The 20,886-nt window shown below is 58.4% G+C and carries 17 protein-coding genes and 1 CRISPR repeat array; of the genes, 5 read left to right on the top strand and 12 right to left on the bottom strand.

Features of this window, described 5'->3' with window-relative positions; genetic code table 11:
• Positions 1 to 71: 71 nt before the first annotated feature.
• On the bottom strand, positions 72 to 842 hold the full coding sequence (locus DTI93_RS05675; RefSeq protein WP_249079937.1) for an SDR family NAD(P)-dependent oxidoreductase: 771 nt from the start codon (positions 840 to 842) through the stop codon (positions 72 to 74).
• A 486-nt stretch (positions 843 to 1,328) separates the two neighbouring features.
• Between DTI93_RS05675 and tauD the strand changes: the two genes are divergently transcribed.
• The 3 genes from tauD (at position 1,329) to DTI93_RS05660 (ending at position 6,179) form a co-directional block, all read left to right on the top strand.
• Positions 1,329 to 2,228 (top strand): taurine dioxygenase, encoded by a 900-nt coding sequence (gene tauD, locus DTI93_RS05670; RefSeq protein WP_086431681.1) that lies wholly within the window; start codon positions 1,329 to 1,331, stop codon positions 2,226 to 2,228.
• An 8-nt stretch (positions 2,229 to 2,236) separates the two neighbouring features.
• Entirely contained in the window at positions 2,237 to 3,592 is a 1,356-nt protein-coding gene (locus tag DTI93_RS05665; protein WP_086431680.1) for an amino acid permease, read from the top strand.
• An 82-nt stretch (positions 3,593 to 3,674) separates the two neighbouring features.
• A complete protein-coding gene (locus tag DTI93_RS05660; protein ID WP_249079935.1) occupies positions 3,675 to 6,179 on the top strand; it encodes a TonB-dependent receptor in 2,505 nt (834 codons plus the stop codon).
• Positions 6,180 to 6,259: 80 nt separating this feature from the next.
• Here the strand turns inward: DTI93_RS05660 and DTI93_RS05655 are convergent, their stop codons facing one another.
• The 4 genes from DTI93_RS05655 to cysG are packed head-to-tail and all read right to left on the bottom strand — an operon-like array spanning position 6,260 to position 10,116.
• Positions 6,260 to 6,664, bottom strand: a complete 405-nt coding sequence (locus tag DTI93_RS05655) for a DUF934 domain-containing protein (protein WP_249079934.1) — start codon at positions 6,662 to 6,664, stop codon at positions 6,260 to 6,262.
• On the bottom strand, positions 6,651 to 8,333 hold the full coding sequence (locus DTI93_RS05650) for a nitrite/sulfite reductase (RefSeq protein ID WP_249079932.1): 1,683 nt from the start codon (positions 8,331 to 8,333) through the stop codon (positions 6,651 to 6,653). Before DTI93_RS05650 ends, DTI93_RS05655 begins: the two co-directional genes overlap by 14 nt.
• Positions 8,330 to 8,671, bottom strand: a complete 342-nt coding sequence (locus DTI93_RS05645; RefSeq protein ID WP_052349231.1) for a DUF2849 domain-containing protein — start codon at positions 8,669 to 8,671, stop codon at positions 8,330 to 8,332. The genes DTI93_RS05650 and DTI93_RS05645 overlap by 4 nt, the downstream gene beginning before the upstream one ends.
• Complete coding sequence (cysG, locus tag DTI93_RS05640; protein WP_249079931.1) at positions 8,671 to 10,116, bottom strand: siroheme synthase CysG; 1,446 nt, start codon at positions 10,114 to 10,116, stop codon at positions 8,671 to 8,673. Before cysG ends, DTI93_RS05645 begins: the two co-directional genes overlap by 1 nt.
• 331 nt (positions 10,117 to 10,447) lie before the next feature.
• Here cysG and DTI93_RS05635 point away from each other — a divergent pair, with 331 nt between their 5' ends.
• Positions 10,448 to 12,550, top strand: coding sequence for a TonB-dependent siderophore receptor (locus tag DTI93_RS05635; RefSeq protein WP_249079928.1), 2,103 nt, complete (start codon positions 10,448 to 10,450; stop codon positions 12,548 to 12,550).
• Between the two features lie 562 nt (positions 12,551 to 13,112).
• Positions 13,113 to 13,859: a hypothetical protein gene (locus DTI93_RS05630; RefSeq protein WP_249079927.1), complete on the top strand. Its 747-nt coding sequence runs from the start codon at positions 13,113 to 13,115 to the stop codon at positions 13,857 to 13,859.
• Between the two features lie 300 nt (positions 13,860 to 14,159).
• Positions 14,160 to 14,920: a CRISPR direct-repeat array (repeat unit 29 nt; unit sequence CGGTTCATCCCCGCATGGGCGGGGAACAG).
• A gap of 90 nt (positions 14,921 to 15,010) precedes the next feature.
• On the opposite strand, the gene cas2e is transcribed toward DTI93_RS05630, so the two are convergent.
• From cas2e to casA, 7 genes are read right to left on the bottom strand one after another with little or no spacing between them, the layout of a single operon-like run.
• Positions 15,011 to 15,292 (bottom strand): type I-E CRISPR-associated endoribonuclease Cas2e, encoded by a 282-nt coding sequence (gene cas2e / locus DTI93_RS05625; RefSeq protein WP_249079925.1) that lies wholly within the window; start codon positions 15,290 to 15,292, stop codon positions 15,011 to 15,013.
• Complete coding sequence (gene cas1e, locus DTI93_RS05620; protein WP_043561865.1) at positions 15,292 to 16,242, bottom strand: type I-E CRISPR-associated endonuclease Cas1e; 951 nt, start codon at positions 16,240 to 16,242, stop codon at positions 15,292 to 15,294. Before cas1e ends, cas2e begins: the two co-directional genes overlap by 1 nt.
• On the bottom strand, positions 16,239 to 16,922 hold the full coding sequence (gene cas6e / locus DTI93_RS05615) for a type I-E CRISPR-associated protein Cas6/Cse3/CasE (protein WP_249079922.1): 684 nt from the start codon (positions 16,920 to 16,922) through the stop codon (positions 16,239 to 16,241). Before cas6e ends, cas1e begins: the two co-directional genes overlap by 4 nt.
• Positions 16,919 to 17,611 (bottom strand): type I-E CRISPR-associated protein Cas5/CasD, encoded by a 693-nt coding sequence (cas5e, locus tag DTI93_RS05610; protein ID WP_086431673.1) that lies wholly within the window; start codon positions 17,609 to 17,611, stop codon positions 16,919 to 16,921. Before cas5e ends, cas6e begins: the two co-directional genes overlap by 4 nt.
• Positions 17,611 to 18,675 (bottom strand): type I-E CRISPR-associated protein Cas7/Cse4/CasC, encoded by a 1,065-nt coding sequence (gene cas7e / locus DTI93_RS05605; RefSeq protein WP_249079920.1) that lies wholly within the window; start codon positions 18,673 to 18,675, stop codon positions 17,611 to 17,613. Before cas7e ends, cas5e begins: the two co-directional genes overlap by 1 nt.
• 53 nt (positions 18,676 to 18,728) lie before the next feature.
• Positions 18,729 to 19,277, bottom strand: coding sequence for a type I-E CRISPR-associated protein Cse2/CasB (gene casB, locus DTI93_RS05600; protein WP_248630787.1), 549 nt, complete (start codon positions 19,275 to 19,277; stop codon positions 18,729 to 18,731).
• On the bottom strand, positions 19,274 to 20,761 hold the full coding sequence (casA, locus tag DTI93_RS05595; protein ID WP_249079917.1) for a type I-E CRISPR-associated protein Cse1/CasA: 1,488 nt from the start codon (positions 20,759 to 20,761) through the stop codon (positions 19,274 to 19,276). The genes casB and casA overlap by 4 nt, the downstream gene beginning before the upstream one ends.
• Between the last annotated feature and the right edge of the window lie 125 nt (positions 20,762 to 20,886).

Below are 20,886 nucleotides of genomic sequence, written 5' to 3'. Positions count from 1 at the left end.
AAAGCCCCCGTTCCCGGCATGGGAACGGGGGCTTTTTTTAAAGACTCGCGGGCCTGCTTCGGCCCTGCGCCTTACTCGGCGGTATAACCACCGTCGATCACCAGCTCGGTTGCCGTGACGAACTCGGATTCGTCAGAGGCCAGGTACAGAACACCGTAGGCCACGTCTTGCGGCGTGCCCAGATGACCGACCGGATGGATGTCCACCAGATGCTGATAGGCGGCCTTGTCGGTACGGGTCAGCTCATCAACCAGCGGTGTCTGGATGTAACCCGGGCAGACGCTGTTGATGCGGATCTTGTACCCGCTGCGGGCACAATGCAGGGCAGCAGACTTGGTGAGCATCTTCACGCCGCCCTTGGAGGACCCATAGGCAGCCAGATTCGGGATACCAACCAGTGCAGAGCTGGAACACATGTTGACGATGGAACCGCCCTCACCGCCATTCAGCTCCCGCATGATCTCGACGGCATATTTGGTGCCGAGGAACACACCATCCAGATTGATGGACTGCACACGGCGCCAATCCTCCAGAGACGTGCTCTCGATGGTCCCGTCATAGGCGATGCCAGCGTTGTTGACGACAATGTCCAGACGGCCATCATGCTCCTTGATGGCAGCCATCGTCTTCTTCCACTCGTCTTCCTTGGCCACGTTCAGGGGCAGGAAGCAGGCCTTGCCGCCAGCCTTGCGGATTTCTTCCACAACCTCTTCACCACCCTTCGGGTTGAGGTCAGCCACGATGACCTTGGCACCTTCCTTGGCCAGAACCTTGGCAATCCCCTTGCCAATGCCGCTGCCGGCGCCTGTCACGAGTGCAATCTTTCCAGCAATCCGTCCCATCTGTCATCTCCTCAGATAAAGGTGTCTGTTGTCACGCTACTCTCTTTGCATGAAAGGTCTTTGATTTATATCAAATTAACTACTGCCCTCTGCCACTCCATTACTGTTTCCCGTCATCGACTCCATCATGCTCCGCAGTCTTCAGCGCTTTTTCATTCAGCATCCATTAATGCATATCATCCATGCCCTTACAGCACTCCCACATGACCCGATGGGGAGCCGGTCCCCCATCACATGCCACAATAACCGGGCCATCAATTAATACGAAATAATATAGTTGTTTATAGAGAACTGGAAAAAACACGCTACCAGGCCTTTCACCCAGCAGGATCACCTCACAAAAATATATATAAAACAGTGTGTTATGAAAAAATTTACTCAAAATGACATTTTTCACTTTCAAATAAGATGAAATACCCCATTATGACATTCGGATATGTTGTTTTATAAAATGACTATCATAATTCGTTTTATGGAGTTCCTACCATGGCTTCCACCGCTGCTGCTTTCGCTCCGCTACACCATGCCCCGGTCACCCTGAAGGCCATCCCCCTCAGCCCGGCCATCGGCGCCATCGTAGAAGGTGTGGATATTTCACAACCCCTGTCTCCGTCGCAGAAGAACGACATCCACGAGCTGCTTCTGCGCCATCAGGTCCTCTTCTTCCGTAAACAGACCATCACACCCAAACAGCAGCGGGACTTTGCCCGCAACTTTGGCAAGCTGCATCTCCACCCCATATTCCCGACCGTCCCCGACGTGCCGGAAGCCATCGTGCTGGATACCGCCAAGAACGACCTGCGGGACAATGCCCTGTGGCATACGGATGTCACCTTCCAGCAGGAACCGCCAAAAGCTGCCGTGCTGACCAGCCGCCTCCTCCCGGAAACAGGCGGGGGAGATACGATCTGGGCCAGTGGTACCGCTGCCTATGATGCCCTTTCCGACGGCATAAAACAGCGCATCGACACGCTGACAGCCCAGCACGACTTTCTCCGCTCCTTTCCTGTCTCCCGTTATGGCCGCACGGATGAAGAGCGGAAAAAATGGGCTGAAACACGCAACAATTTCCCACCCGTGACCCATCCTGTCGTCCGCATCCACCCGGAAACGGGAGCAAAGGGGCTGTTTGTCAGTGAAGGCTTCACGACCGAAATCAACGATGTGGACCCCGAAGAAAGCGCTGCCCTGTTGGCTTATCTGACCCGTCATGCCACAAAACCTGAGTTCTCCGTCCGCTGGCGGTGGGAAGAGGGTGACGTTGCCTTCTGGGACAACCGCATCACGCAGCATTATGCCGTGAATGACTATCTCCCCGCCCGGCGGATCATGAACCGCATCACCATCATCGGGGACCGCCCCTATGGCCCCGGTCAGAAAGGATAACGTACCCGATGAGCCAGCCTCCTGCGTCACCGTCATCCTCGTCCGGTGCCCCTGCCGCAAGCCGTTTCAAAGGGCTGCATGTCGCCATGATCTCCATTGGCGGCATCATCGGGGCGGGGCTGTTCGTCGGAACGTCCGCCACCATCGCCGCAGCCGGTCCTGCTGTCCTGCTGTCCTATCTGGCAGCGGGAATCGTCGTCTGGCTGGTGATGCGTCTGCTGGGAGGGCTGGCCATCAACGCACGGGGGCAGGGGTCCTTCATCACCCACATCGCCACCCATAACGGCCCCAGGGCAGCCTTCATTACAGGCTGGAGCTATGCCTTCCTCTGGGCCGTGACGGCCGGAGCACAGGCCGTTGCCGGTGGCATGATCATCGGACGGCTGGCAGGCGTTGCCCCCCTCTGGGGAGCGCTTGTCCTTGTTGCCATTGCCTGGACGATAAACCGTCTCTCCCTGCGCCATTACGGGCAGGCAGAAACAGGTCTCTCCATTTTCAAACTGCTCTTTCTGGGCGGTTTCATCGCCCTCGGCCTGGGCTGGCTGGCTCTCTCCGGTCATCCCTTCGCCATAGCGCTCGACAACATCACCGCACATGGAGGCATCTTCCCCAAAGGAAGCTGGGCTGTCATCGGGGCTGTCCCCATGATCGTGCAGACCTTCACCGGCTGCGAGATTGCCATCATCGCCGCAACGGACAGTGACCGCCCCCTGCGGGCCATCGCCCATACCATGCGGCGCCTCCCTTTGCAGGTCCTGTTCTTCTATGCCGGGTCGGTACTGGTCATCATCTCCCTGTTGCCGTGGAATGGTGTGCATGTAGGGCAGTCCCCCTTCCTGAGCGTGCTGGAATATCTCCGTGTTCCGCTGGCCCGCTACGCCGCCATTGCCGTAACACTGGTCGCTGTCCTCTCCTGCCTCAATTCAGCTGTCTATGTCGTGTCCCGCACCTTGCGGGAACTGGCCGATCTGCGCCTCGCCCCGCAGAAGCTGACAGAAGAAACAGACCGGCAGGTCCCCATCTGGTCCCTGCGCCTGACCACCCTGCTGGAGCTGGCTGTCATCGCTGCTGCCATCGGCTCGCCGGAAACACTCTATCCCGTTCTTCTCGGCTCATCTGGCGGGCTGATCCTGTTCATCTATTTCATGATCGCCATCGCCTACTGGCTCTGGGCCCGGCAGTCACAGACAGCCACGGCCCTGCCGCTGGCCAAGGGACTGGCCGTGCTCATCCCCGTTCTTGGAGCCATCCTGCTCATTCTGCCCTCCGCACGCGGGGATGCCCTGCTGTCACTCGCCGTCATTCTGCTTCTGACGCTGACCAGCCTGACTTTCATCACCCGGCGATGTCTGAACAGGGCCTGATACCTCTCTCATAAAACCGGGGTGCCCCAAAGATGGGGCACGACTCCGGCACCTGTCCTTTCACCGTCTCAACGGATCCGTCATGCCATCATATCGCCATCTGTTCTGGATGGGCCTCACCGGCCTGTCCGCACCCTTTGTCGTGCCTGCTTCACTCCAGGCCGCCGGTCTCCATAACAGCCCGGAAACTGACCATCACACCCAGCATCTCACGTCTCGCCATGCAGACGGCAAGACGGGTCGTCTCCGATCATCAGCCTCTCATCCGGGGGGCGCTGCCACAGCTGGGGCCAGCACGAAACGCCATGCCCGCAAGGCCGTTCATGGCGGGTATGAGACCCTGTCCGTCCGCACCCGTCACATCGTGCAGGGCACGCAGCTCGTGCTGGGACACAAGCAGCTGGAACAGCAGGTACCCGGCACCAACCCCCTCCGCACGCTGGCCCAGATGCCGGGCGTGCAGTTCCAGTCCGACGACCCGCAGGGTGTGGACACCTACTCGACCCAGATTTACATGCATGGCTTCATCCAGAACGAAATCGGCATGACGCTGGATGGCCTGCCCCTCGGGGAGCCGACCTTCCGCAACTATAACGGGCTGAACCCGCTACAGGCCATTTCCTCGGAGAATGTGGAACGGCTGGAGGTCACCCAGAGCGCCGGGGCGGAAAGCACGGCCAGCACCAACAATCTGGGGGGCAGCATCAATTACGTCTCCAGCAACCCCAAGAACAGAACGGGAGGGCTGGTTGCCCAAACCTTCGGCAGCAATGCGCTGTTCCATTCCTTCTTCCGGTTCGACTCCGGCAGGCTGAATGAAAGCGGCACGAAGTTCTACGTCTCCTACATGCGCAATCAGGGTGACAAATGGAAGGGCGGCGGAGACCAGTTCATGCAGCAGGTCAATGCCAAGCTGGTCCAGCCCATCGGGGAACGGAGCCAGGTTTCCGCCTTCTTCAACTGGGATGCCCTCCAGATGGTGAACTATCAGGATTACGCTCCCAGCTGGCTGGACCAGGCTGGGTCCCGGCTGGACAATTTCTACGGGCGGCCCGGCGCATGGGCCAGAGCCTACCGGGCCGCACGGGGGCAGTACCCTGCCGCCTATGACCGGCTGTCAGACCCCAAGGATGTTTCCTACTACGACAGTACGGCCAGCTCGTCCGACCTGTTCGGAGGCATCAAGGCTGACCTTGCCCTGACCGACCGCCTGACATGGAAAAGCAGCCTCTATGGCCACAGCGAGACCGGCCACGGCACCTATGCCAGCCCCTATGCGTACCAGAACGGTGTCGATACCGTTCAGCTCAATGGTGGCCCCATTTTCGAGCAGGTCCGCCATCCTTCCATCGAACGGTTCGGCGGGCTGACTTCCTTCGATTACCGCCTGAAGCGGCATGATCTCTCCGTGGGGTTCTGGTACGAGAACAACCGGTATGATTCCTACGCCTATGCCTACCAGCAGCCCGACAGCCCCAACGGCACACCCCTGAATCCATTCAAAAGCTTCAGGAACGTTCCCGGCCGGACCCTCTGGGGGCAGCGTTACAACACCAACAGCTTCACGGCCTACGTGCAGGACACCTATCACCCCATCAGGTCCGTTGCGCTGCATTTTGGCTTCAAGTCCATTCTCAATACGACCCGTGTGGGCCATGCCACCAACTGGGAACCCCGCTTCCCGGCTCTGGCCAGCGGAGAAAGCCTGACGACCGCCAAGGCCTTCCTGCCCCATATCAGCGGGGACTGGCACTTCCTCCACCATCATGAGCTCTTCTTCGACATTTCCGAGAATGCCCATGCCTACAGCCAGTCCGGCTACAACTCCAGCAACTCACCTTTTGCGGTGTCCCAGCTTGCCTACAACGCCACGAAGAACAGCCTGAAGCCGGAAACGGCCTGGACCTTCGCCGGAGGCTACCGCTACACCGACCATCTCATCCAGAGCAGCCTGTACCTGTACCGCACCAACTTCCATAACCGCCTCCAGCAGATTCTGGGCAGCGCGGGTGCCGGGTCCATCCTCACCAACAACACCTCCACCGTGCAGAATGTGGGGGGCGTGACCATGAATGGCGTGGATGGGGCCATCACCATCACGCCGCTGCCCGGCCTCGCCCTGCTCAACAGCATCAGCTACGACAAGGCAACGTACGACCAGAACATACGCAGCGGCGGAACGCTCTATGCCACGAAAGGTCGGCAGGTGGTGGCGTATCCCCGCTTCATGTACAAGGCCCGCCTCTCCTATGAGTGGCGGCATCTGCAGGCCTATGTCGATACCCAGTATTATGGGAAACGCAGCTATGACTATGTGGGCGACTACAAGCTGCCAACCTACTGGCTGGCCAATTTCGGCCTGATCTACACGCTGGACATGACCCGTCTCGGAATGCACAACCCTACGGCCGTGAGGAATCTGGTCTTCGCCTTCAACATCTACAATCTGGCCAACACCAGATACGCCTCCACCGTGGGCCAGAACGGCTTCACGATGGATAACCAGGGCGGAGCAGCCTACAACAACCAGTCCATCCTTCTTGGCGCACCCCGCCAGTTCTTCGGCTCCGTCAAGGCGGAGTTCTGAGACACCCCACCTGCAAGAACGGGCCGGAAAGGACAGTCCCTTCCGGCCCGTTTCTGTAGGCTCTTCCAGAAGCCGCCCCCTCAGGCGGGGCTGACGGCGGTATTCTGATAGTAGAACTGATAGCGTCCCAGCTGGTCTTCCCAGTCCTTCACGTTGGCCCCATCCAGCAGAACCACGCTGTCAAACCCGCAACGTCTGAAATGAATGGCCTGATCCGGCAGAAGATGGCCGGACGCCCGGATTTCCCCTTCATACCCCTCATATTCCCTCAGGGACCGGGCCTGCGTGAATGCCCGCCCGTCCCGGAAGACGGGGAACTCCAGCACGATCAGTGTCAGGCTGCCAAGATGGGAGCGCAGCTCCTCCACCTCGACATCCGGTGCCAGAGAGATGGCCGTGCCCTGCCGGGTTTCCTTCCACTCCGCAAAAGGAACGGGAGAGGCCGCCTCCAGCGTTTTACGCCCGCTGAGATCAAACAGTTTCATAAGCCACCTCCTTGAAAGCCTTCAGGCCACACCGCTTGAGCATCGCAGCGAAGGTCTCCCCCTTCTGACGCTGCCCGAGATAGAACTCCACGATGCGGGCCACGGCATCCACGGCTTCATCCTCTGCAAAGGACGGGCCCAGAATCCCGCCAATGGCCGCATTCTCCCCGGCATCCCCGCCGAGAAGAATCTGGTAGGTCTCGGCCCCCCGCTTGTCGACCCCCAGAAGACCGATATTACCCACATGATGATGCCCGCAGGCATTGATGCAGCCCGACATGTGGATGCTCAAGGCCCCGATCTCGGCCTGCAGGTCGGCATCGCCGAAACGGGCCCCCAGCTTCTGCGCCAGTGGCAGGGAGCGGGCATTGGCCAGATTGCAGTAATCCAGCCCCGGGCAGCTCACGATGTCGCTGATGAGACCGACATTCGGTGCGGCAAGGCCCAGTGCCTTCAGGCCCTGCCACAGTTCATGCAGCTGGTCCTTGCGGACATGCCCGAACACCAGATTCTGAAGATGCGTGACCCGCACCTCACCAAATGAATGACGCTCGGACAGATCAGCCAGACCGTGCATCTGCTCGGCCGTCACATCACCGGGAATGGCCCCCGGTGTCTTCAGGGAGATGACGGCACAGATATGTCCCTCATCCTGATGAGGATGGGTATTGCTGGCCACCCAGCGGGCAAAGACGGGATCAGCCTTCTTGTGCTGCTCCAGCACGTCGGCCGCATCTGCCGGGGCCTTGAGGTCCGGCAGGGCGAAACGGGCACGGATCTGCGCCACATGCTCCGGTGTCAGCCGGTAGGCGGCACGGTCCATGCGGGCCAGCTCTTCCTCCACGGCCTTGCGGAACGCCTCCAGACCGATGGTCTGCACCAGAATCTTGATACGGGCCTTGTAGAGATTGTCCCGCCGTCCGAACGCATTATAGACACGCAGAACGGCCTCCAGCGTGGCAATCAGGTCTTCTTCCTTCACGGAATCGAAAAGTTCCTGCCCGACGACCGGCGTCCGCCCCAGTCCACCGCCCACGAAAAGACGGAACAGCGGACCATTCTCACCAGGACGGGCCAGCAGACCGATGTCATGGAAGCGGGCCGCCACCCGGTCTTCCGGGCTGCCGGAAATGGCGATCTTGAACTTGCGGGGCAGAAAGGTGAATTCGGGATGCAGGGTGGACCACTGCCGCACGATCTCGGCATGGATGCGGGGGTCCATCAGTTCATCCTTCGCGGCCCCGGCAAACTCGTCCGACGTGACATTACGGATGCAGTTGCCGCTGGTCTGGATGGCGTGCATGTCCACCTCGGCCAGCTCCCGCAGGATGGTCGGGACGTCCTTCAGCGCAATCCAGTTGAACTGGATGTTCTGCCGGGTGGTGAAATGACCGTAATTCCGGTCATACTTGGCCGCAATGTCGGCCAGCCTGTGCAGCTGGCGGCTGTCCAGCACGCCATAGGGAATGGCCACCCGCAGCATGTAGGCATGAAGCTGGAGATAGACCCCGTTCATCAACCGCAGGGGCTTGAACTCTTCCTCGCTCAGCTCACCGGAGAGACGACGACGGACCTGCCCTTCGAACTCGTTGATGCGCTCCTGAAGGAAGGTCCGGTCCCGCTCCTCATACTGGTAATGCCCGACAGACCGTGACGCAGGCTGTGTCATCCTACCTTCTCCTTTTCCCGCACCGGGGCATGATCGTAAGAAAAATCCGGGTGAACGCTCGGCCCGTGGGCCCGGATGGCTTCCCGTGTCGTGACAGGCTCGGGAGGCCGGGTATCCCTGGCCACGACCTCATACACGGCCACGACCTCTTTCTGTTCCGCCTCGGCCAGGGCACGCTCCAGAGCCGGACCGGCCTCCTCATAGGTGAAGCGGACAGCCTCGGCGATGGATTCATGCCAGTGATCCCCCTCGCCAAGCCAGACAATACGGCCATCCAGCAGACGGCTGGCCGTCAGCAGCAGGATTTCCCCTTCTCCCGGGCGGGAAAGACGTTTCATCAGGCACTCTCCTTCGATGTGCTGTAACCGGGCACAGCCTGCACCACCTCGCCACGGTGATGCACCACTTCTCCCACAATGATCAGTACGGGACTCTGAAGCCCCTGACGACGGACATCTTCAGCAATCGTGCCCAGCGTGCCCGTCACGCAACGCTGGTCTGCACAGGACCCCCGATGGACGACCGCCACCGGCCAGCTTTCCGGCAGGCCATGATCCTGCATCTTCCGGCACAGCTCCGCCATCGAGCTCAGCCCCATGTAAATGACGACCGTCTGCCCTCTGCGGGCAAGGCTGGGCCAGTGCAGGTTCAGCGTTCCATCAGCCCGGGCATGGCCTGTCACCACCACGCAGCTCTGGGCGCAGTCCCGATGGGTCAACGGAATCCCGGCGGCGGCGGCACAGCCATTGGCCGCCGTGATGCCGGGCACGACCCGTACCGGCACGCCGGCAGCCAGCAGGGTTTCCATCTCTTCCCCCCCACGGCCGAACACGAAAGGGTCACCCCCCTTCAGCCGCAGGACACGTTCACCCCGCCTGGCCCGGCGCAGCATCTCGGCCTCTATGTCGCTCTGCGGCAGGGTGTGATGGCTCCGCTTCTTGCCGACATAGACACGCTCGGCATCACGCCGCACACGGTCCAGCACGTCCGGCGCCACGAGATTGTCGTACAGGACACTGTCCGCATTCTGCATCAGGCGCAGGGCCGCAAGGGTAAGCCAGTCCGGGTTTCCCGGTCCAGCCCCCACGAGCCAGACCTCACCCTGCGGGCAGTCCGCCTCGCCTTCGGCCTCCGCCACGAGCTGCTCCAGCTGCTCCCGTGCCCGGTCTTCCTCCCCGGCCAGGGCAGCCTCATAGGCCGGACCATCCACGAAAGATTCCCAGACACGCTGCCGCTGCTTCATCCCCGGCAGGCGGTCCTTCAGCCAGCCCCGCTGCTTCTGCATGAAACGGGCGGCCTCACCCATTCTGGCCGGGAGCATGGCCTCGACCATCTGCCGGACACGACGGGCCAGAACCGGAGAGGCCCCGCCAGTCGTGATGGCCACCTGCACGGGGGACCGGTCTACCAGAGCCGGAGTTATGAAGCTTGAAAGAGCCGGGGCATCCACCACACAGACAGGTACCCGCAGCGCATGGGCCTGACGGGCCACCATCTCATTGACGGCCTCATCATCCGTGGCGGCAAAGACCAGTGCCATGTCTGGCAGAACGGCCTGAAGGGCGTCTTCTGCCACCCTGCCCTGACGGAACACGGCCTGCCCCTGCTCCACCAGAGCTGCCAGCTCGGGATGCAGTGTTTCTGCCCAGATGTGGATCATCCGGCATCGCCCCTTCAGCAGACGCATCTTCTGCACGGCCACCTGCCCGCCCCCCACAAGGAGGGCGTCACGCTGGTCCGTCCGCAGAACGATGGGCAGATAGGAAAAGGGCTTCGTCGTCATGCGGGGAGCATGTCAAATCTGGGATAAAAATCAACTTTTTATTTTGTTGTTTTTGTAAATCACTATGTTTTTTAGTTTTAATAAATTCCCAAGCTCACAGGGGGAACAACCGCCATTCTGCCCATAATGGATGGCTGCCTGTCCCGCTTTATCTTACAGCCCTATCATCTCATCACAGGAATGTGAAAGCGCTTGCGAAATTAAACTACTTTTTATATTTGATGATGATAATCATTCTCATGTTAAAGAGGCCGTTTTGCTCCGTCCCGTTTCATCCAGATCATTCCGGGGGCTTCTCATTCTGGGAGGTTTCATCCTTCCATCATGCGTCATGGCAGCCGAAGCACCGCTCCCGCCAGAAACACGGAAAAACACGACACACAAAGCGTCCACGCCCCCCAAACCACCTGTCGAATCAATCCTTGTCCGTGGCAGGGCCCGTGCCCTCCTTGCCGGTACGGGACAGGCGGCCCTGAAAACGGCCACGCCGCTGGAAACCACACCACAGAACCTGACGGTCATTTCCCGGGCCAGAATGGACATGCTCAACAGCCGCACCCTGACGGAGGCCATCCGCTACAGTGCGGGTGTCTCCGACTATGGCGGGAAAGATGACCCACGGGGCTATTTTGGCACCATCCGTGGCTTCACACCCGACATCTATCTTGATGGCACACGCACGCCCAACGCCGCCACGTCGCAGTCCTTCTCCATAGAACCCTGGGGGCTGGAGGAAATGGACATCATCCGTGGCAGCAGCTCCGCACTGTACGGGTCCGGCCAGCTTGGCGGCATCATCAATGCCGTCAGCAAGCGTCCCACACAGCACCAGACCAACATCATCTCCGTACAGGGAGGCAGCTATGCCCGACGGCAGGGAGCCGTGGACATTGGGGGTAGCCTTGACAGGCAGGGCCACTGGCTGTGGCGGTTCAACGGGCTGATCCGCAAATCGGGCACCTTTGCCCTCCACATCAAGAACAATGAAATCTATGTGGCTCCCTCCCTGCGCTGGCAGCCTTCCTCCCGTACGGACTTCACCTTCCTGAGCAGCTATGAGCAGCTGGATGCGGGGTCCAGCTCGCAGTTCCTGCCCTATGTCGGCACGGTCGTGCCCACCCGGCATGGCTATCTGCCCCGCAACTTCCTGTCCGGCGACCGGAATTTCGATGTCTATTCCAAACGTCAGCTTTCAGTCGGCTATGCGCTGAGACAGGAACTGCTGCCGGGCTGGACGCTCTCGCAGAACATGCGTTTTGCCCACATGGACGTACTGTACCGCACGGTTGCCCAGCCAAAGCTGGTCAACACGGACACGATATCCCGCACGGCCCTTTTGCAGTCCGGCAATTACAACACCACAACGCTTGATACACGATCGGAATGGAAAGACCATTTCGGTTCCCTCCACAGCATTCTGCTTACCGGTGTCGATTTCCGCAGCGACTTCATGGCGGAACGGCGTGGCGAAGGGAAAGCGCCCAACCTGTCCCTCTATCAGCCAGTCTATCGGGCCATCGCCATGCCCGCCTATGCGTCCAAACGAAATTACAACACGACTGGGACACAGACGGGCCTTTACGGGCAGGAGCAGGCTGACTGGCACCGCTTTTTCCTCACCCTCTCCGGTCGTGGCGACTTCACCCAGAGCGTGCAGGTCAACAACAATACGGGCAAGCACACACCCCAGAAGGACAACGCCTTCACCGGCCGGGCGGCCCTGCTCTATCAATCGGTCTGGGGTGTAGCTCCCTATGTCTCCTACGCCACGTCCTTCAGTCCGCAGCTTGGCACGACCTATGATGGCACCGCCTTCTCCCCGACACGGGGACGGCTGCTGGAGGCCGGAATAAAATACAGGCCCCGCAAAGACTCCATCTTTGGCGACCGTTTCCTGCTCACACTGGATGTCTTCACCCTGAAAGAACGGAATGACCTGGTGCAGGACCCTCTCCATTCCAGCGACAAGATACAGCTCGGTGCCCAGCGGACCCGTGGTTTTGAAGCAGAATTTGTCGGGCGTCTCCCCTACAGGATCGACCTCCTCGCCTCCTTCACGGTGCAGGACCCACGCATCACCAAAGGCAGTGCCGCCACACAAAACCAGGTGGGCCAACGCCCCGTGACGGTCCCCTCCCGCATGGCTTCCTTCTTCATGCGGCGCAACTTCATCATCACACGCACCTTCAGTGCCGGAATTGGTGGGGGCGTCCGCTACACGGGCACAACGGCCGGTGCCCTGCCAGCCACCATCATCGTACCCTCCCAGCTGGTTGGCGATATTGAGGCCCATCTTGATTACCGGAGATGGCACCTCCAGCTGAATGGCACAAACATTGCCAACTCGAAATATGTTTCCGTATGTACCAGCATGACCAACTGCTCCTACGCTCCTGGCCGTGCCCTGTTTGGTGATCTCTCATATCGATGGTGAAACAAAGCAGAAAAACTACAGGAAATCTGTCTTGCCGTACAGGATAACAGCTCTTGACGTCACGTTCCCATTAACATCAACTGCTGCCGATGCGGTGCGACACGGTGACAATCTGCAGGCCGTAGCTGTGGCAACCCGCCACGTGGCGCTTTGCGGGGTTCATTGCAGGCCCCGCCACCGCATCACCGGGCGAAGCTTCCCGAACACAAAAAACCAAGACAGCGTATGAGTGGGGCCTGCCGCAAACCCCACAATAACGCAACTACCCTAACGGGCGGCCCAGGCCGGCAGAATATCGCCTGATCACCATACGCTGCACCACCGATAATAGGTAAAGCCACAGCCTTCATCAAGGCATTCAATAATGGTGAGACCCCGCATGGGCGAAGGATAGATAGTATGCCGCCTGCTGCTGGAGACAGAAACAACCCATACCCGCTCCGCCATTCAAGAAGTGCGGTATATGACTGGCCGGAGAGAGTGACCCCGAAAGTCTGACTAGCAGAACTGGTGAGAGGGATGGCATACTGAGACATGACGATGACCTGATGAGGCTGGAGAGATGCTGAAAAGACGTGTGCTGTATGCCGCCATGGCGGCTTGTGCCGTGTCATGTTCTGCCCATGCCGCACCGCCAATGACAGACGCTGAATGGACCGCCTACGAAGAATCGCACACACGATTTATCTTTCAACAGTTCGGCGCTGATCCAGAAACGGCACGATGGGCGGCATGGGCGATGAAGTATCAGCCATCATCACGGTGCGCCATGTCTGCACGTCCTGTTTTCCACGCCGTAGAGGGAGGAATGAGTCTCTTCCCCGGCGATGGGGAAGGCATGGTGGTCGACCATATCTGCGAGCCAGAAGCGTTGAAGCATGATGCTCTCACGGTCCCACCATTTTCAGCCATCGAGGGAGAAAATGAACGCCGTCAATGGAAGATCACTCAGAGGGATATTGATAAGGCAAGGCAAGAAGAAGATGAACGCCACAAAGAGATAATAGCTAATACCCAAGTCGTTACCCATAAATGTCAATTCGATTATGTGGAATACCCGGAGGAGGCGCAAGAATTGGGGAATGAAGGTAGCGTAAGGGCTACATGCCATTTCCAGAAAGATAAGGATAATTATTGGCACGCTGATTCATGCAATTTTTCATATCGCAAAGGAACCGATGACAGTTTTTTAAACGAAGCAAAAAGATACATGACATCTGCCTGCTGGTCTTCTGACAATTTCCCTGTGTCTCTGGATCATAATGGCACTGGTGCTCGCACGATTGATTTCTCTCTCGGCGGCAAGTAATCACCCTATTCTCTGGGGTATTTTATGTCCCATATCATCAGGCTCCATTGGCGTCCCGCTTTTTGTAACAATGCGTTTCTTGCCAGCAATCCTCACTTCTTGGAATGATAATTTAACGATCAATAGGTCGCACCCTGATTGAGATGTGCGGTCGAACTCGTAGCCGGATAGGGTGACTTCGCTTGATTTATACCCCGGCATCCTCAATATGAGGATGTTGGCCTCTTTGCGCTGTTCCTCAAGTTTTTTTAAGGACTTTCCCCTGATCCCCAGCTGTTCCCAGGGAGTCTTTCATGAAGACAGCTCATCCCCGCATGAGCGGGAAACAGTTGTACGAGTATGTGCGGAACTCACGGGCGGCCGGTTCATCCCCGCATGAGCGGGGAACAGCATCGCAGACTTGTTCCACTGACGGGGAATGACGGTTCATCCCCGCATGAGCGGGGAACAGGTTCCTGTTCAGCTGGTGGGCTCCCGTGCCCGCGGTTCATCCCCGCATGGGCGGGGAACAGGCAATCGCCTCGGCCAACCCACGCCGCTCCGTCGGTTCATCCCCGCATGGGCGGGGAACAGAACAACACCCTGATCCATTACTCTCTGTCCGCCGGTTCATCCCCGCATGGGCGGGGAACAGGAGAAGAATTCCGGTAATAGGAATAACAGCGACGGTTCATCCCCGCATGGGCGGGGAACAGCGCCCGAAAGGTACGGATGAACTCTGAGAGAGCGGTTCATCCCCGCATGGGCGGGGAACAGTGAGCTTACGCAGATTGCGCCTCGTTCTGGGCCGGTTCATCCCCGCATGGGCGGGGAACAGCGGTTGGGCGGCATGACGTGCCGGTGCGGCGGCGGTTCATCCCCGCATGGGCGGGGAACAGGGCAGCCAGAACGTCAAGGGCCTGCCCGCTGTCGGTTCATCCCCGCATGGGCGGGGAACAGCCCAATCCAGCCGCCTTCACGCCGTTCACCCACAGTTCATCCCCGCATGGGCGGGGAACAGAAGCTGTTCCCCGCAAAGAACAGGTTGACGTTCGGTTCATCCCCGCATGGGCGGGGAACAGACTTCCTGCAACGTACTGTAAGACATGACTTTTTTTATTGTCAAAGACCGTACCAACTTAAACCAGAATTTAATACCTCACTCCTTCGCTTTATTCCGGTCGAAAAGCAACCAGTTTCAATCCATCGAAATCAACCGGCATCCGGCGATTGTGACCAGCCGTACGGAACTCATATCCCTGATCGTTGGGAACATGCCAAACCATGACAGCATCACCCTCAGGCCCAAGGCCAAGCAGTACCTGCTCCCAGATCATCTCCCTTGTCCGTCTGGAGTAGCTGCCCACATAGACCCCAGCCCGTATTTCCACCAGCCATGCTGCCAGACGGCCACGCAGGCAGGGTGGCGCATTGGTGACCACCACAACCAGCATCAACGGTGCCCCGGATCGCCAAAGGTTTCATCTTCAAAAGCGACGGGCACGGCCTCCGGTGGGGGCTCGGGGCGAGGCAGACCGCCAGCCGAAAGAACCTGCTCAATGGTCGGAATGATTCTCTCCAGCAGCTTTTCCTTGCGGAACCTGTCCCGGCAGGCCAGGCGCACGGCCCGGTCTGGGGACATATCCAGCCGCCCCTTTTCCGCCTTGCCTGCAATACGGAAAGCTTCTGGCACAACGGTTTCCATCTTGAAGATGTCTGCCACATCATACACGAAAGAAAGAGGCTTCCCGCTATGCAAGAACCCCACTGCCGGGGCATAACCTGCTGCCAGCACAGCAGCCTCGGACAAACCATGCAGGCAGGCCGTGGCCGCTGAGAGGCAACGGTTGGGAATGTCCGAGCCGTCCCAGTCCTTCCGGTCGTAAGAGCGGCGTTTCCAGCTGACACCATATTGAGCAGCCAGCAGGGCGTAGCTTTCCCTTACACGGGCTCCCTCAATACCACGCAGCTGATCCACCGACCGCCGGGCAGGTGGCTCCTCCTTGAAACGCCGCTTGTACATCTCTCGCACGACACGCAACCGGGCCTCATCATTCAAAGCCAGACTGGCCTGCCATAACAGACGGTCCGCCCGTGCTCCACCAGGCTGACCGGAAGAATATAACCGCACGCCAGCTTCCCCTACCCATGTGATCAACGTGCCTACACGGGCGGCCAGCGACACGGCTGCATGAGAGATACGGGCACCCGGCTCCAGCATGATGCCCGCCAGACCGCCAACGGGAATCTGGGTTCTCGTACCATCAGCATTCACCGCTACGAAGGCACCATCCAGCACATCCAGCTGCGCCCGTTCGACAAAAATCAGGGAAGCCCGATCTTTCAGGGGGATGGGTTTTGGCGGGGCCAGACCGGGTAACCCGCCTTTCCCCGCCCCGCTCATGAAGCCCGCCGGATCAGCATGAGGCCGCAACCAAAGGCCTTGGCCCGGCCAAAGCCCCGGACCAGCTGGGCCAGAAACGCTTCCGGGTCTGTCACCTCCAGCTGGCCTGAGAGGTCCAGAATACCGAAATCAGGCCGATTGCTCCTCTTCCGTTCGTTTCCAAAACGTGGAAGCGTCTCGGTATGATAATCATCGACAGACACATGATGCGGCACAAAACCCGCTTTCTCACCCTGTCGTGTCAGCCAGGCACGACCTGCTTCTTGGGCAAGGTCCATGCGTTTCTCTGCCCGTTCCTCCTTCGGAATAGCGTGAATCGCATCCAGAACGACATCCACACGCTTGCCCGTATCACGCTTCATCCGTGTCGCATTGACCTGAAGCTGAAACTCGAGCCTGTCCCCTGTCTTCAGTTCAGGGGCAAAAAGCTTGCACTGAGGAGGCTCGAACAGCTCGTTATCATCCCGTGGAAGGCGTGGAGAGAGGGTAAGAAAGCTCCCGTCACTTTCTGCACGCCAGAGAAAATCCCGCTTCTGGTTGGGATCAGTCGCAAAGGCAGACCAGAGCATATGATGCTGCGATGACCGCCTCAGCCCTGTATCCGGCTCTCTCAGGGCGGCTTCCAGAACACGGACGGCAGGGCTGCGGGAAAGGCGGATTCTACTTAGATACCAGCTCATTTCATCGTCTTCCCTAGCAGTTCAACATGCCGTATTCCGACATCCCGTGCAGCAAAGTGCCAGCGTTGCCGGTCCAGTGGGACATCATGCACGTAATCCCGCTGGCTGCCCTGCTCGCCGACAACCATGACCTTTTCAGAAAGATCAACATGTCTGGAAAGCCAGAAAGGCACTTTCACCTGCCCCAAGGCCTCCTCGACCGTATCGGCCTGTACGACCTGAGGATTCAGAGGGGATGAAAGCGGGCAGGATTTACGCCCCAGATAGAGCGTAAAATGCGGTTTGCGTAACGCTGCCGCTATCTCCTCCAGCCCTTCACCCTGCACGGCCACGCCATAGAACACGCCCGCCCGATAATCGCGCAGAGTGATGCTGGTTGTCAGCCGTCCTCCCGCTTTCCGAATTGCCTCCGGGCGGGAATTTGGCTTCTTCACCGCCGCCGCAGGGACGGACTGAATGGTATGGAAGTCACGCAGAGCCGTGCCGCTGTCAAACACCGCCACGTCAATCTTCAGACTGTCCAGCCCAGAGAAATCGCCATCACGCCGTATGCCTAACGCAGCTCCCATCAATCCGATCAGTGCGGAATGGCCCGGCCAGAGCAGCGACCCCCGCCGCTCATGCCCGGCCAGCTCGCCCATCGACCCCAGGGAGGCCGAGAGCGAAAACACCAGATAAGGGGAAGCCATCACTCACCCCGCACGGCTTTACCTGCAAAGGCGACCAGTTCATCCAGTGTTCCGGTTTTGCCCACACACAATTTAGCTTCGGCAGCCCAGCACGGCCCGTAGGCATCATCAATGGCCTTCCGGGTCTCTTCCAGCTTTTTAATGGAGCTTTCCAGCAGATTCTCACCTTTTACAGCATGGAAGAACGCACCTGAGAGATCACGGGGTGCCTGCTCACCCTGTTCTGCCAGCATGTAATGTGCCCGTGGCCGATGGGCATAACTGTTCTGCTTGCCACGAGGCGTGGCCTGAGACAGCGCCCGAGCCAATGCTTCCATGGCCTTGGCTGCAAGTTCCCTGTCACCGGCCAGATTCTCAACCAGCAGGTCCAGATTGACGCAGACATACTGGTAGAACACCCCCGTACCGAAGGCACTTTCACCGATATGGCCAGCACCACGCTCATCATCCTTGTTCAGATCATCCACAGCGGAGAACCAGTCTTCCTGCGCTACTGAACGATGGGTCGTGAACGCATGAGCCACCTGCACGGCGGCATCCCGGTTGAAGTCGGCATCGGAGGCCAGCATACGCCCGAACATGGCAATATCCACCGCCCCATCAGCCTGACGCAGGACCTTTTTCTTCAGGTCTTTGTCTTTGGGCAGTTTCTCCCCGGCAGCGACTTTTTCGGCCAGCTCTTTTGCCAGTTTCCATTCATCTGGTGAAATAAAAGCGAGCGTCGTGGCGATCTGTTCGCCCGTTTCCTTGTCAGCCGCTTCCAGTTTGCCGAAAATGCCAGCAACAGTACTTGCACTCTCCTGAGCCTTTTTCTCGGCAACGCCCTTACTCAAAAGATGCTGCACCAGCCCACCATGCAGGCGTTTAGTCCTTGTCCCCATATGGTCTGCAAGGTCGTTGCTGAAGAACGTGCTTTCCCGCAAGGCCCGTTTGACCGACTGTGAGGAATGGCGCATACGCACCTCCCCACCAATCACGGCCTGTTTGGGGCGGCCCATATCGTCACGATTGGGATTGGAGAGACCATAAGTTGTCAGAACATGGAACTGGACAAAATTTGTCATGACACAAAAACCTACTTGATAAATGGATAAAAACGAGACCAGCAACACATGTGCTATTCTGTCTTGTCTCCCGAATTCGCAGCACCAAAATAATCGAGACACCAGCGGGTCTTGGTCCGATCATTCCAGAACATGACATCCCGTGCGAGGGCTGCAACGTTGCAGCGATACTCTGCCATCTGCACAGCACGCCGCAATAACGCAGCCAGCTCTTCATCTTCCGCTGTCATTAACTGCTTGAACCTTAGAGGCGACAATAATGGCTCCTTATCTGCCCCTCTCAACCGCTCTGCCAATGTGCTGTGGCTATTGGTCCGCACACTGCCCAGTATCTCAACCAGCCGACAAAAACGTTTCAGCTCATGCTCCCGCACATTCAGCGTACGCACCAGATGATGCACTTCCGGTTCAAACAGAAGATCAGGGAAACCCCCACGACGCAACTTCGCACTGAGCGTGCGTGCCGCTGTTTGGCCCGGCATCTTTTCCGTTTCGCTCTTCCCGCTTTCTTCTGCACCCCTCGACGCAGACTGCGTGCGTGGAGCAAGATTTTTCTGCCACCACTCAAAGACCTTCACGCCAATGTCTGTTTTTTCACTCATGCGGCCTTCCTCTTCTTCTGCGGGACGGGGAGACCCAATGCTGTAAACAGGGCTGGACCTGCCTTCTTGCCGTATCCCCACAACTCTATGTTCAGAAGCTTCCGGGCTTCGGCAATTTTCTTCATGCTCTGCATGTCACGCTCGGAAAGCCCCGGCAGAGCAACAGCTTCAAACTGACCCAGAGCCTGCTTTCGCAACGCATTCAGCCACTCTTCAGAGGGTCTCTCGCCGACGGCTATCTGATGGAAGCAATGATAAAAAGCGGGTTCAGTTTTCAGGTAAAACTCTTCACGTTGCGCTTCCCGTGCTTCACCAGTATCCAGAACGGATGACAATGCCCAGTTCAACATTGCCGCCACCATCTCGGCAGCTTCAATAAAACCTCGCAAAACCTCTTCAGCATCCTCGGACAGGCGAGAAAGCGGCTGGCGGGAATAGACAAAATCTCTCGGACTCATGTTGTTCATGGCCCAGCCCGCTACAATTACGGACGCCTCATCCCCTCTCTCTCGTCCACACCACTCTCTCACGATCAGTGCCAAACTGGCCAAACGCTCTTCATGCGCTTTCTTGGGCTCACCTTCAGCAATGATACCCAGCCAGTTACGATAGCCAAACCGTCCAGCCCGTGGATGGCGTGGAAGCCAGTCCTCTGTGACCTTGAGCCGGTAATAAGGGCTTAAAGGATGCCGCCACCCGGCATAGTTCGTGCCATAGGGCCTCTGTATGACACCTGTTATACCCTCGTCATCCCCTACAAGGCGCAGACGGCGGGGCATGCCAAAAAACGCTTCCACGTCAAAGTGTCTTTTTTCATCAGACGGATAGACGGATGCCCGCCCAGGCTCCGATGTCCGTGTCGGCCTCATCCACGGCAGGTCTTTCATGTCGGATGGCTGACCGAACGGAACATTGAGCCAGACGAGGTCCCATAATTCTTCGCCGGGATCGAGAAGTGTCATGAGTGGCCCACCACCACGCATGGAGGTGCGGTTTCCAGCCCCACCAGATGGGGCGAAGTCCTGCAATGTGTAAAGCGCCATCGCCGCTTCCGGCAGAGAAAGACATGAATAACGGCTGCGATGTACCATGACGTCAATGTTATTGCGCATGGTCTGCCCACCCGCACTATCGATGAACAGCATGTCAACCGGATTAGGGGAGCCTGAAAGCTTCTCCATGTCCTGAAGAAAGCGGGGACCATCACCCAGAAGATGAAAGGCCGGCTCATAAGCAGCCAATTTCGTTTTCAAACGCTCTGGATCAGCCCGCCTGCGGGCCCGCCAATCCTTCTTGTTCGCTGGTGGATCTGCCAGATAGACAAGCCCAACCAGCAGCTCCAGACAGGCAACATTCAGGTCAGGACGGACCCAGTCCGGGAAGAGCATACCCTCTTCTGCCATCTGCCATGGTGCAATAATCCGCCTGCTACCATCGTCGCATCGTACAGGGATCCACGGGTCTGTTATCAGATTTAGAGACACCAGAAACCTCTAGGTGTTACAAGATCAACCATCTGCTGCGTCTTCATGCACCAGCAGAAAAATACAGCACTCCGACATCACTCTGTGTCATTTCCAGCCCATTAACAAGTCACAAATCAAAACAG

Source organism: Parasaccharibacter sp. TMW 2.1884 (genome assembly GCF_023337695.1).
Taxonomy (GTDB): Bacteria; Pseudomonadota; Alphaproteobacteria; order Acetobacterales; family Acetobacteraceae; genus Bombella; species Bombella apis.
Note: the sequence above shows the minus strand (reverse complement) of the source record. Positions and strands in the feature narration are given on the sequence as shown.